11 protein-coding genes are annotated in these 12,818 nt (G+C 34.3%); 7 read left to right on the plus strand and 4 right to left on the minus strand.

The annotated features are described in order from the left end of the window. Positions 1 to 263: 263 nt before the first annotated feature. From mnmE to dksA, 3 genes are all read left to right on the plus strand, one after another. Positions 264 to 1,622, plus strand: a complete 1,359-nt coding sequence (mnmE, locus tag AAGD20_RS02345) for a tRNA uridine-5-carboxymethylaminomethyl(34) synthesis GTPase MnmE (RefSeq protein ID WP_341749246.1) — start codon at positions 264 to 266, stop codon at positions 1,620 to 1,622. Between the two features lie 3 nt (positions 1,623 to 1,625). Next, on the plus strand, positions 1,626 to 2,570 hold the full coding sequence (locus tag AAGD20_RS02350) for a tyrosine recombinase XerC (protein WP_341749247.1): 945 nt from the start codon (positions 1,626 to 1,628) through the stop codon (positions 2,568 to 2,570). A gap of 65 nt (positions 2,571 to 2,635) precedes the next feature. Continuing rightward, positions 2,636 to 3,055 (plus strand): RNA polymerase-binding protein DksA, encoded by a 420-nt coding sequence (gene dksA / locus AAGD20_RS02355; RefSeq protein ID WP_094649386.1) that lies wholly within the window; start codon positions 2,636 to 2,638, stop codon positions 3,053 to 3,055. 179 nt (positions 3,056 to 3,234) lie between these two features. Here the strand turns inward: dksA and AAGD20_RS02360 are convergent, their stop codons facing one another. From AAGD20_RS02360 to AAGD20_RS02370, 3 genes are all read right to left on the minus strand, one after another. Further along, entirely contained in the window at positions 3,235 to 3,558 is a 324-nt protein-coding gene (locus tag AAGD20_RS02360; protein WP_094649385.1) for a MerR family transcriptional regulator, read from the minus strand. Beyond that, on the minus strand, positions 3,548 to 3,844 hold the full coding sequence (locus tag AAGD20_RS02365) for an HU family DNA-binding protein (protein ID WP_341749427.1): 297 nt from the start codon (positions 3,842 to 3,844) through the stop codon (positions 3,548 to 3,550). Before AAGD20_RS02365 ends, AAGD20_RS02360 begins: the two co-directional genes overlap by 11 nt. Before the next feature lie 278 nt (positions 3,845 to 4,122). Continuing rightward, positions 4,123 to 4,908, minus strand: coding sequence for a hypothetical protein (locus tag AAGD20_RS02370; protein ID WP_341749248.1), 786 nt, complete (start codon positions 4,906 to 4,908; stop codon positions 4,123 to 4,125). 276 nt (positions 4,909 to 5,184) lie between these two features. Here AAGD20_RS02370 and typA point away from each other — a divergent pair, with 276 nt between their 5' ends. After that, a complete protein-coding gene (gene typA, locus AAGD20_RS02375) occupies positions 5,185 to 7,005 on the plus strand; it encodes a translational GTPase TypA (RefSeq protein ID WP_341749249.1) in 1,821 nt (606 codons plus the stop codon). 494 nt (positions 7,006 to 7,499) lie between these two features. Here typA and AAGD20_RS02380 read toward each other — a convergent pair whose 3' ends face one another. Next, a complete protein-coding gene (locus AAGD20_RS02380; RefSeq protein ID WP_341749250.1) occupies positions 7,500 to 8,999 on the minus strand; it encodes an NTP/NDP exchange transporter in 1,500 nt (499 codons plus the stop codon). Positions 9,000 to 9,200: 201 nt separating this feature from the next. Between AAGD20_RS02380 and AAGD20_RS02385 the strand changes: the two genes are divergently transcribed. The 3 genes from AAGD20_RS02385 to ftsH are packed head-to-tail and all read left to right on the plus strand — an operon-like array spanning position 9,201 to position 12,804. Continuing rightward, positions 9,201 to 9,596, plus strand: coding sequence for a hypothetical protein (locus AAGD20_RS02385; protein ID WP_094649260.1), 396 nt, complete (start codon positions 9,201 to 9,203; stop codon positions 9,594 to 9,596). Then, positions 9,596 to 10,906 carry a tRNA lysidine(34) synthetase TilS gene (tilS, locus tag AAGD20_RS02390; protein WP_341749251.1) on the plus strand — a complete coding sequence of 437 codons (1,311 nt, stop codon included), beginning with the start codon at positions 9,596 to 9,598 and terminating at the stop codon, positions 10,904 to 10,906. The genes AAGD20_RS02385 and tilS overlap by 1 nt, the downstream gene beginning before the upstream one ends. Before the next feature lie 11 nt (positions 10,907 to 10,917). Continuing rightward, positions 10,918 to 12,804 (plus strand): ATP-dependent zinc metalloprotease FtsH, encoded by a 1,887-nt coding sequence (gene ftsH / locus AAGD20_RS02395; protein WP_341749252.1) that lies wholly within the window; start codon positions 10,918 to 10,920, stop codon positions 12,802 to 12,804. The last annotated feature ends 14 nt before the right edge of the window (positions 12,805 to 12,818 follow it).

Below are 12,818 nucleotides of genomic sequence, written 5' to 3' on the forward strand. Positions count from 1 at the left end.
ACCTACGGTCTCCTCGCAATGACGTTTTTACCTTGTCATTCCCGCTCACTCTTGTCATTCCCGCGTAGGCGGGAATCTAGACCCCTGCTTACGCAGGGATAACTTCCTACACTGGAATGACAATTTATAGATCGCCTCGTTCTCTTCACAATAACACCTGTATTCTCAAAAACTTATTTAGATTAGCATAATTCTTATCCCAGACTAAGCTATTTAATGTATTATAATTAAAATAAATTACTTAGCAAGAGGCTCGCACCATCATGGAAACTATTTTTGCTCAAAGCTCTAAACCAGGAAAAGCTGGTGTTGCAGTCTTTCGTATTTCTGGATCTAACAGCTTGGTTGCATTAAAACACCTAATTAAAAATGATAATGCCACGTTTATTCCTAGAGTCATGTACTGTAAAAAACTTATCAACCCTAAGAATCAAGAATTAATTGATGAAGCAGTTGTAGCATACTTCCAAGCTCCAGCTAGCTTTACTGGAGAAGATGTAGTAGAAATATATACTCATGGCAGTATAGCAATTGCTGCTATGCTAACTGAAACATTGTTAACCATCGAAGGTTTAAGAATGGCAGAGCCTGGGGAATTTACCCGTAGGGCTTTTTTAAATGGTAAATTTGATTTAACTGCGGCAGAAGGTATTGCCGATTTAATTGAAGCTGAAACTGTTTGGCAACATAGGCAGGCGGTTAAGCAAGTTGGAGGAGAACTCGAAACACTTTATAATGGGTGGAGACAAACTTTACTGACTATTATTGGTTTACTAGAAGCTTATATTGATTTCCCCGATGAAGATATTCCGCAAGAAATATTAAATAGGGTTATGACTCTTAGTAGGGAACTTAAATATGCTATAATAAAACATCTTGACGATAATAGACGGGGGGAATTACTTCGAACAGGCATTAAATTAACCATTTTAGGAACTCCTAATGTTGGTAAATCTAGCTTACTTAATTTTTTGATGCAAAGAGATGTTGCCATTGTTTCAAATATTGAGGGAACAACTCGTGACATAATTGAGGGACATCTAGATATTGGAGGATATCCAATTATATTACAAGATACAGCTGGCATAAGGGATAGTAATGATTTAATAGAATTAGAAGGCATCAAACGGGCAATTGAATCAGCAAGAATGGCTGATATCAAAATAGTTATGCTTGATGCGGTAAAATTAAGCAACTCACCCTCATTGGATAATTTAATTGATGACAATACAATAATATTGATCAATAAAATTGATCTGCTAGATGATAAGTGTCAAATAGATATGTGTATCAATAAATTAAAGAAAAATTATTTAAAGATTTCTATAAAAGATAATATTGGGATGGATAGTCTGTTAAAGGAAATTGAAAATATTGCTCATAATATAGCTGGTTTAACCGAAACCCCGCATATTACTAGACAACGTCAACGAGCATTTATAGAAAAAGCCTTGGAATATTTAAAAAAATTCAATAATGAGAATTTTAATGGTGAAAATGACTTAGTGTTAGCTACAGAAGATGTTAGAATGGCTATTAGAAGTTTGAGTAATGTTACTGGTAAGATTAGCGTTGAAGAAGTGTTAGGAGAAATATTTAGTAATTTTTGTATAGGTAAATAATCGATGATTCAAAAAAAACAACAAGAAATATTAGAGTTGATAGATAAATGGCAAAAATATCTGAAATTACAAAGAAATTGTTCGGAACATACGATAATTTCTTATAAAAATGATTTAGAAAATTTTCTAAATTTCCTAAATCATTATAACTCGGAAATCATAACCATTAATTCTCTAAGGCAAGTTGATATAAGGCTAGTACGGAGCTGGCTTTCTAAAAGGCAGCAAGATAATTACCTAGCAGATTCTAATTCTAGAGGCTTATCGGCGATCAAGAATTTTTATAAATATCTAGAAAAGACCACTAATATTACTTGCCATGCCATTTTTTCCATCAAAAGTCCTAAGAAAGCTAAAATATTACCTAAATCTTTATCGCAGGATGACGCTCAATTATCTATTGAACATATTGATAATTTTACTGATTTAGAATGGGTGGAATGGAGAAATAAAGCCCTATTGGTGCTTATTTATGCTGCTGGGCTTAGAATATCTGAGGCATTATCGATAACTAAATCTCATCTACAAGACTTAGAGTTTATAAAAATAACAGGAAAGGGTAAAAAGGAGAGGATAATACCATGGACGCCAATAGCTAAAGATTTTATAGAACAATATTTAAATAAATTACCTTATAGTATCGGTGAAAAAGACCCAATATTTCTAGGTAAGTTGGGTAAAAAATTACAAGCTCCAGTGTTTAATCGTGAATTAATACGATTACGTCGCTTCTATGGTTTACCGGAGCATTTATCAGCTCATTCCTTTAGGCATAGTTTTGCGACACACTTACTTGAAAATGGAGCAGAATTAAGGTCTATTCAGGAATTACTTGGGCATAAAAGCTTATCAACTACCCAGCGTTATACTAAGGTTAGTCTAAAACATTTGGAGAATATTTATAATAATGCCCACCCAATATCAAAATCTGATAGCAAAATATTATAATCTTCTTGCCATAATTTTTAGTTATACGTTATATTATCCATACTTTTAATATTGAGAAACCTAATATGTCTAGAATTACCTTACTGGAAGGATATAAGCCTTCTAACGACGAAGAATATATGAACCCTAAACAGTTAGAATATTTTAGACAAAAACTTCTTGAGTGGAAACGTTCTTTGTTGGAAGAATCGAGGGAAACCTTAAACCATCTCAAGGAAGAAAATTGGAATGAACCAGATTTTAATGATCGGGCATCAATTGAAACGGATACGGCACTAGAGTTACGAACAAGAGACAGGTATCGTAAGCTTATTGATAAAATAGAAGAGGCTTTGGTAAGGATAGAAAAAAATGAATATGGCTATTGCGAAGAAACTGGAGAACCAATTGGTTTAAAACGTTTAGAAGCAAGACCCGTTGCAACTTTGTGTATTGAATCGCAAGAGCGACATGAAAGCTATGAAAAACAGCATATAGATTTATAGTGATAACTCACCTCCTTATGCATGGCATTTAAAAGTCATATAGAAAATAGCTTGGCGTCATTGCGAGAAGCTACTTTAGTAGCGACGAAGCAATCTAATGAATGTGGATTGCTTCGACCACGTAGTGGTCTCGCAATGACATCTTGCACTTTTCCGGAATTTTTAAATTGTCATGTGGTTTATGCGTAAGGTGAGTTATTCCCAACTTTAGAGAGGATTTGTTGGATAGTTAATGATAAGTCATAAAAATTTTTGATTAGATAATCAATCTTATTTATTTGATTATCTAATAGGTCAGCAGGCTGCTCTAATTCTAGAGGTACACTCTTGTTTGCCATATGGGTCTTCAAATATTCAATATCCTGGCTTGTATAATATCGTCTATTACGTATCTTATGTATAGCTAGGTTTGGCAACATACGCTCTAGATATCTTAGCTGGTGAGAGTGAATATTTAGAAGTTTTGTTACTTCGCTAATGGAGTAATATTTTTTATCCTGCATTTTTATTAATTAATAATTTTAATTTTTTAGCAGGTATAAAACGTATTACTTGTTTTTCTGGAATTATCACCGCCTCTTTTGTATGAAAATTTATACCAGGTCTAGGTTTTTTTATGCTAGTACAAAAGCTGCCAAAACCTACTAACGTCAATCTTTGCTTGCTTGCCATTTGCTGGATATTGCTAAATATTTGTTTGACTATTTCTTCGCATATAAGGTTTGATAGCCCCAATTTATCTTTTAACATACAAGCAATTTTTTCTTTAGTAATAGAAGTAGAATTAATTGATTTGGCTACACGCAAACGACTTGTTCTCAACACATCATTATCAAACTTAACTGAATTATCCTTTGTATCCACTGTTGATATGACCTTTTTAGAGATTTATACTAATTCCCATTTTAACCTATAGCCAATTCAAGAAAATTGGGTAGCAGGAGTAACGAGGGACGACGTCACTAACTTCTCATCAATTGACGATAGTATTTGTTTCAAAATGGAATATAACACAATAGGTATAGATTTAGCAAAAAATATTTTTCATCTTCATACAGTAGATAGAGCTATAAAATGTCAGAATCAGAGGGTAACTCCCCCGACAGTTCTAATGCACTAAATGCACTATCTGTTGATGTTGATTGATCTAAACTATCTTGACTAACTGTACACTTGTCAACTATTTTAAAAGCTTGATCTAAATATCCGGGATCATCATCTTTGCCAACATGTATTGCATGTATTCCATTGTTAGATGCTATATATCCATTATTGGGATTATCGTCTATTAAAACAACATTTTGATTATCATCAATACCAAAATAGTCCTTAGCGTCTTCTATATGGTTCTGTTTACCCATATTGGACATATCCTTTCCAATGGGATACGACACTACCAGAATTTTTTCACTTGCCTCTTTTCCTAAGAGCTGCTTAAGAGCATATTTGATGGCATCAGGATATGAGCAAAAAGATACAATGGCTATATGACAGTCTGCTTTTAATAGTTTTACTAATAGCTCCTTGTTTTTCCAACCTTTTGTTTCATCTGCTAGGAATCGATCTACATGAGGTATAAAATCTGATGTTTTTCTTAATAGTTCTTTGTTTTGTTCATTTTCTGTTTCATTTGCTAGAAACTTCTCTAAATAATTCGCACTAGGTACAAAGGCATCAATAAGAAACTGCTCTAGAGAGTGTTTTACCATTGTTCCATCAAAATCAAAACAGAGTAATGTATTACCAGATTTAATTTTCGGCTCTAGTTTAAGTTTTCTTTCCAAAGGCTCATCTTTTAGTTTACTAAAATTAAAATGGAGGGATTTTGATAATAATGATAGTCTTTTTGACATCTGTTCTCTTATGTTTAGTTTATTATTTTTGCAATAGGTAGCTTATCGGGAAACCTAAAAACTCATAATCTAATAAACTAAAATTCCAAATTCTACAAGTACAAATTATTACTTAAATGAAGTGTTATAGTTGTTTCCGACAGCCTCCTAGCCCCAAATTCTCCGGAATTGACTATATTAATAAAATTACTATATAAACACTATAAGAACTCTATTCCATTTTGATCCATTATACTATATAATCACCAATTAAAAAAAATATATTAAAGGTTTTTGATGTCTGCTATTCGCAATATTGCTATTATCGCCCACGTTGATCATGGTAAAACCACTCTAGTTGATAATATGCTTAAGCAAAGTGGAACTTTCCGAGCAAACCAGGAAGTAGCAGAGCGTGCTATGGATTCAAATGACCTGGAACGTGAACGTGGTATAACCATTTTAGCTAAATGCACCTCCCTGATGTGGAAAGATATCCGTATCAATATAGTTGATACTCCTGGTCACGCTGATTTTGGTGGCGAGGTAGAACGCATTCTTACTATGGTAGATGGGGTCATATTACTAGTTGATTCTTCTGAAGGCACAATGCCTCAGACAAAATTTGTGTTGTCAAAAGCTCTAAAACTTGGTTTAAAACCAATTGTTGTTATCAATAAAATTGACCGCCCCGATAGAAGGGTAAGTGAAGTAGTCGATGAAGTATTTGAATTATTTCTGGCATTAGAAGCAAATAATGAACAATTAGATTTTCCTATTATCTATGCTTCAGGGCGTAGCGGTTGGGCATCGCGTCACTTAGACGATGAGCAAAAAGACCTTGCTCCACTTTTTGATTTGATAGTATCTCATGTGCCTACTCCTATCGCTGATAGCGAAGCTCCTTTTTCTATGCTTGTTACCACTAGAGAATATAACCCATATTTTGGTCGTGTACTTACTGGTCGTATCCATAGTGGGACAATTAAGACCAACCAAAATGTTAAAGCCCTAAATCGTGATAATATGACAACTGAAAATGCCCGAATAAGCAAAATACTATCATTCCGAGGATTGGAACGGGTAGCTATCGATGTGGCATATGCTGGGGATATTATTGCTATTGCTGGAATTCAAAACGCTACTGTAGCCGATACGATATGTGCTCCTGAGATAATGGTAGCACTGCCATCCTTACCTATAGATCCACCAACATTATCTATGACCTTTGGAGTAAATGACTCTCCTCTTGCTGGACGAGAAGGTTCAAAACTTACCGCTAGAGTTTTAGGCGATAGATTGATGAGAGAGATCGAAAGTAACGTAGCAATACAGGTCAGCCAAACTGAAGAAAAAGATGCTTTTCAAGTTGCAGGTCGTGGTGAGCTACAATTAGGAATATTGATCGAGACTATGAGACGTGAAGGTTTTGAGCTATCAATCAGCAGACCACGCGTATTATTCAAAGAGGATGAACAGGGGAAGAGATTAGAACCAATTGAAGAAATCCAAGTTGATGTTGATGATGATTTTGTTGGGGTTGTGGTTAAGTCACTTGCCATACGTAAAGCAGAAATGACTGATATGCGTCCATCCGGCGGCGGTAAAACTAGAGTAACATTTTTAGGACCATCACGTGGTCTTATTGGCTATCACGGTCAATTCTTAACTGAAACTCGGGGTACCGGTGTTATGAACCGTGTTTTCCATAGCTACGCTCCCTATAAAGGAGCTATTGAAGGAAGGCGTAATGGAGTGTTAATTTCCAATGGAGATGGTGAAGCTGTTGCCTATGCTCTATGGAATCTTGAAGATCGTGGAAAAATGTTTATAAACCCTAATGAACTAGTATATCAGGGAATGATTATAGGAGAACATAATAGGGATAATGATCTAGAGGTCAACCCTCTAAAAGCCAAGCAATTGTCAAATGTTAGGGCTTCGGGTAAGGATGAAGCTATGCGGCTCATTCCACCACTCCTTATGACATTAGAGCAAGCTATCAGCTATATCGAAAGTGATGAAAGGGTAGAAGTTACTCCTAAATCAATTAGACTTCGTAAGGCAATGTTGAATCCTAACGACCGGAAGAGATCGGAACGACGCAACGAGGAATAGGAGACTGCCTGCAATAACTAATTAATTATATTTTGAGCTATTTTTTGGTGAGAATAAATATGATTTATGCAGAAATAATGTACCTATTTCAAGAAAATCATGTTTATTTGCAGCCCAAAAGAGCCAAATATAGAATTACTTAGTTATTGTAGGCAGACTCCTAGCTTCTTTAGACGAAAGAAAGTGAGATATGAATAAGGTGGTTTTTCTAGTCTGTTAGACAGAAGGATAGGTCATATGCCGCCAAACAAAGTAGCAGTTGATGGATATATGGATTAAGGTAGCATCCTAATTTGATAGTGACAATGGACGATGCTAGGAGACTGCCTGCAACAATTAAAGTAATTCTATATTTGGCTCTTTTTGGTTGCGAATAAACATGATTTTCTTGAAATAGATGACTATTCCTACAAAAGTCATATCTATTCTCGCCGAAAAATAGCTCAAAATATAATTAATTAGTTATCGTAGGCAGCCTCCTAGCCTTGTTACAACTAACTTCCAGATTTGCTATTAATCTGAACTTGATATTCCTTATTAAGTGCTTTAATCGCGTATATCCATAATATTACGATAACAAAAAATATAGCAGCGAAATAAGGGGTAGCTTCAACGAAGGTAAAAGTAGGAAGCAAGATAAAGAATGTTGACTGGATAATACCACCACCAGATTTACCGAACCTACCACCTATCACTTCTACTGCCGCTTGTCCTTTTGTTCTAAGATCCTTATCAATAGGAATATATGCCATATTTTTGGTAGCGTCAAATAATGAGTACTTTGTTGCCTTGCTTAAAATATTTTGAATCATTCCAATCATCACTGCTACTGCCAAAGGTCCAGAAGCGAATAGACCAGTAACATACATCGCAATAGTACTATCAAAGAAGATGAAGGCAAAAAAAGCAATTCCAGTAATTAACATCATCATAGGAGTAATCATCGCGGCAGTGAACCAAGAAACCCTTCTTAAGATATTAGAGCCAACAACCATGAATAATATAGCTGTCACACCTTGCCAAGCCTGAAATTGCCCCATATACATGGTATAGTCTTCTTTGCTTGGATATAGTTGCTGAATCTTTGACTTCCATACACCTTCTACAAGATTTACTGACACACTATAAGATATAATGAGTAAGGCAATAAGCCCTAAATATTTTGAACTAAAAATCATTCTAAAGCTTTCTATAAGAGATAGCTTAACCTTACCTTTCTTGCTTACTTTACTCGTTGCGTCATATAAAGTAGGATCGGTTAAAACATGCTGATTCATCCATCTATACAATAACATGATAATTACAGCACTACCCATCATAATAACAAATAGTGGAGTATATTTCAGATGTTCTGCAACTATTTGAGTTTCTGTGCTTAAAAAATAGCAAAGTATTATGGCAGTAACTGGTAAAGATAAATTTGCTAACATACCAAACATAGAATAAAAGCGTTTTGCCTCTTCAGTCTTAGTAATTTGGTTAGCAAATTGCCAAAATAATAAGCTAAGCATCATACTTCCCCAAAGTTCTGATATAGCATAGAAGACTGCAAAACTCCACTTACCAACTACCCTAATAAACCACTTAAAATTGGGATACGCATTACTTAATGTCTCAATTGTTTCAGGATTAGGATGCACCAACTCTGGATATGGGTATAATACGAAAGTAAATAATATAAAATATGCCAGAAAGAAACTGGTTACAGCGTAAAAAACATTTTCTTGTTTTAAAAAGTCACAAAGCTTTACATAAGCAATCATAAATAGTATTGCCATTGGTAAAACGACATAGGTTTTTACAAAACTTATTGATTCAGGACCAATAGCTGTTACGACAAATCCATCTTTTATCGACCTAAGGGTGGAATAGTTGAGCAAAATGCAAAACATCATAGCTGCCATAGGCAGAAACTTCTTATTTTCATGCCCTTCAATTGGCCAAACCACTCTTCTTAATTCTGAGAAATAACTATTATCTTTCACCTTATCCATACTGTTTTATTCATTATATAATCAGTGCACTTATATAGATTTATGTACAAAAAGTCAAATAAAATGATTAATTCTTTTCGTATATCATATAATTTATGATTAGTGTTAAGAAAGATAATAATGTATATTTATTTTGCTAGTTTTCATATTTAGCAATTAAATTTTAAAAATTATATAAAAGTATTTTTATGGAGTGTATAAATGATAAAAAAAAATAGATTAGACTTTCTGTATAAGGCAATTACTATTGTAGGAGTGCTATTACTAAGCTCATATAGTATAGCAAATACTACGTCACCCACAATGTCAAATGCCAAACAAACTAATATTAATAGTACTACTGTTAATAACGATAATGAATTACAAAAAATTATTGATGAGTTCGGTTCTTATGCTGCAGGAATTTCAGCAGAACTGAGGGAAGAAATAAAACAATATCGAATAGAAGTTGCTAAAATTAACGCTCATAAACGCGAATTATATAAAAAAATCTCACAAGAAGCTCAAAAATATCTTGCTAAAGAACGAGAATATAAAAAAAGAATTTCAGATTTGAAAAAAGATCAAGAAAATCCTAGCTCTACTGAAAAAAAATAATGCTTTATCAACAATTTCAGCAAAATATTGAGCAGCTAATTGGCAATAGACCTCCGAGGTCTGTTGCCTTAGCTGTTTCTGGGGGGTCTGATTCCATAGCCCTTTTAATGTTAACACATAAATGGGTCAGCACTAATAGTATTAGTGAAAATATTAGTATGGTTGTGATGTTAGTTGACCATCATTTGCGGGAACAATCTAAGCTAGAGCATGAGTATGTTCGGGATTTAAGCCGTAAATTGGGGTATGACTACCATCTACTTCACTTCGATCACCAAAATAATTTTTCTAATTTACAAGCAAGGGCAAGAGAAGGGCGTTATCAATTAATGACCGATTTATGTAAAAAATTAGATATATTGACAATTTTGACAGCCCATCATTTGGATGATTATATAGAAAATTATTGTCTGAGATTAGAAAAAAAAAGTAGCATATTTGGACTTAGTGGTAGCCCTATTAATTGGTATAATAATGTTAAAATAGTGAGACCATTGTTTAACATACCAAAACAACGGTTAGTAACGTATTTAATTGCCAATAATATAAAATGGTTTGAAGATGAATCGAATAAATCTGACAAATACCAACGAAATATTATTAGAAAAAAATTATCTCAACAAGGAGAATATGTAAAAAATCAAATAATTTCTGAGCAATCTACAATCAACCAATTAGTAGAAGAAAAATTGCAACCTGAATTAATCGCTTGCATTGCCGAATCAGTAAAAATTTATCAATTCGGTTTTGCTACTATAAATTTATTACAGATTACAGGATTTTCTAGCGAAATAATACTACAGTTAATTAGTTTTGTCCTTATCATTATTAGCGGTAAAAATCGTAGTAGTAGATCAGAGCCAATAAGGATAATAGTGATATTATTACAACAACAAATGAATTTTACTAAAACATTACATGGTTGTGTGATAAAAAAAATTAATAATAATTTAATAATTTGCCGGGAATTTGGCAGAAGTTTGCCGATGGACATTAAACTTAACAATATAGATATTTGGGATGGTAGATTCCGTTTTACAGGAAGCTTTGCAAATAATTCAGGCTACTTAGTAAGTAATTTAACGATCAAGGATTATAGTAAAATAAGAAAAGATTTAGATTTAACAATACTAAAAGAGACAAGTTTCAATAACCATGTTGCTATTTTATTCACTCTACCAGTAGTCAAGATACTTGAAAAAGTTATAGCCATACCCCATATATCCTACTATAATGATGAGGGGTTGAGTAAGGGGCTTGACGTTTCTTTTTCTCCAAATTTTGTATCGCGTTTTACGCATTTCTGTTAGGTGAGTTGTAGATGAATAATCAAGGTAAGAATGTTCTAATTTGGGTATCGATTTTTGTTTTAATGGTGCTTGTTTTTCATGCATTTCAAAATGATGGTTTTATTGGAGGAAAGAGTAATATTTCTTTCTCAGATTTTTTAACCAAAATTGATGAAAAAGCAGTTAGTTCTGTTAAAATTCAGGGTAGAATAATCGATGGAAATCTAAGTGATGGAACAGCTTTTTCAACTTATGCTCCTGACTATCCAGATTTAATAAACCGTCTAAGTAGTAACGGTGTATATATTGAAGTAATACCTCCTGATACCAAAATGAACCTATTGTTTAGCATATTCATTTCGTGGTTTCCAATGATTCTGTTGATAGGTGGCTGGGTATTTTTCATGCGTCAAATGCAAGGCGGTGGAAAAGCTATGGGTTTTGGCAAATCTAAAGCCAAGCTAGTTTCAGATAAGGGACCAAAAGTTACTTTTAAAGATGTTGCTGGTATTGATGAAGCTAAAGAAGAATTAACTGAAATTGTTGATTTTCTTAGAGATCCAAGCAAATTCCAGAAACTTGGTGGTAAAATCCCCAAAGGCTGTTTATTAATAGGATCGCCTGGAACAGGTAAAACTCTGTTAGCAAGAGCTATAGCAGGTGAGGCAAATGTTCCGTTCTTTAGTATTTCTGGTTCTGATTTTGTTGAAATGTTTGTTGGTGTGGGTGCAAGCCGTGTACGTGATATGTTCGAACAAGGGAAGCGTAATGCCCCTTGCATAATCTTTATTGACGAAATAGATGCTGTAGGTCGTCACAGAGGTATTGGCATGGGCGGTGGTAACGATGAACGTGAACAAACATTGAATCAGATGTTAGTTGAAATGGATGGGTTTGAAGATAATGAAGGAGTAGTGATTATTGCGGCAACTAACAGACCTGATGTACTTGACACTGCCTTACTAAGACCCGGAAGGTTTGATCGTCAAATTACTGTACCTAATCCAGATATTGATGGTAGAGAACAAATTTTACAAGTACATTTGAAGAAGATAAAATGTGCTAAGAATATAATACCTAGAACCATAGCTAGAGGAACTCCTGGATTCTCAGGGGCAGAGCTTGCTAATCTTGTTAACGAATCGGCATTAATTGCTGCTCGTAAAGGCAAAAAAGAAGTTGATATGCTGGAATTAGAGGAAGCAAAAGATAAGGTGTTAATGGGCGTGGAAAGACGTTCTATGATTATGTCAGATGAGCAGAAAAAACTAACTGCCTATCATGAAGGTGGGCATGCATTAGTTGGGCTTTACTGCCCAGCTTCTGATCCAATTCATAAAGCAACTATTATTCCAAGAGGTAAAGCGCTTGGTATGGTAATGAGATTACCTGAAAATGATCGGTTTTCTATACAGCGTGATAAAATGGAAGCTGACATAGCGGTAGCAATGGCAGGCAGAGTAGCTGAAGAACTTATTTTTGGTAAAGACAAAGTTACTTCTGGTGCTTCTTCTGATATTAAAATGGCAACCAGAATGGCTAGAGCTATGGTAACTGATTGGGGGCTAAGTGATGCAATAGGGCCTGTATATCATGGCTCAAGCAATGAAGATATGTATGCTAGTGGTAGGGGGGAAGGTCATACTTCTGTACATACCGCAGAATTAATTGATAGGGAAGTGAAAAATTTTGTTGAAAAAGGTTACGATTTAGCAAAAAATATACTAACTGAGCATATTAGTGAACTCCATCTATTAGCCAAAATATTAATTGAGCATGAAACATTGTCAGGGCAACAGATTAAAAACTTGCTTAGTGGTAGAGCTATGAATTCAGAAGAGGCAAATTTATTTCCAATGAGCAATGATGATAATGGTACTATAAAAATTAAAAAACCAAGTCGGAAAAAAGACTTGTAGAGTGGGGAATAGAT

The sequence above is a fragment of the Candidatus Tisiphia endosymbiont of Sialis lutaria genome, from assembly GCF_964026535.1.
Classification (GTDB): Bacteria; Pseudomonadota; Alphaproteobacteria; order Rickettsiales; family Rickettsiaceae; genus Tisiphia.

Bases quoted from the DNA above. Each gene is read 5' to 3' on its own strand.
- mnmE (WP_341749246.1), top strand. From the start codon at position 264: ATGGAAACTATTTTTGCTCAAAGCTCTAAACCAGGAAAAGCTGGTGTT.
- AAGD20_RS02350 (WP_341749247.1), top strand. From the start codon at position 1,626: ATGATTCAAAAAAAACAACAAGAAATATTAGAGTTGATAGATAAATGG.
- dksA (WP_094649386.1), top strand. From the start codon at position 2,636: ATGTCTAGAATTACCTTACTGGAAGGATATAAGCCTTCTAACGACGAA.
- AAGD20_RS02360 (WP_094649385.1), bottom strand. From the start codon at position 3,558: ATGCAGGATAAAAAATATTACTCCATTAGCGAAGTAACAAAACTTCTA.
- AAGD20_RS02370 (WP_341749248.1), bottom strand. From the start codon at position 4,908: ATGTCAAAAAGACTATCATTATTATCAAAATCCCTCCATTTTAATTTT.
- typA (WP_341749249.1), top strand. From the start codon at position 5,185: ATGTCTGCTATTCGCAATATTGCTATTATCGCCCACGTTGATCATGGT.
- AAGD20_RS02380 (WP_341749250.1), bottom strand. From the start codon at position 8,999: ATGGATAAGGTGAAAGATAATAGTTATTTCTCAGAATTAAGAAGAGTG.
- AAGD20_RS02385 (WP_094649260.1), top strand. From the start codon at position 9,201: ATGATAAAAAAAAATAGATTAGACTTTCTGTATAAGGCAATTACTATT.
- tilS (WP_341749251.1), top strand. From the start codon at position 9,596: ATGCTTTATCAACAATTTCAGCAAAATATTGAGCAGCTAATTGGCAAT.
- ftsH (WP_341749252.1), top strand. From the start codon at position 10,918: ATGAATAATCAAGGTAAGAATGTTCTAATTTGGGTATCGATTTTTGTT.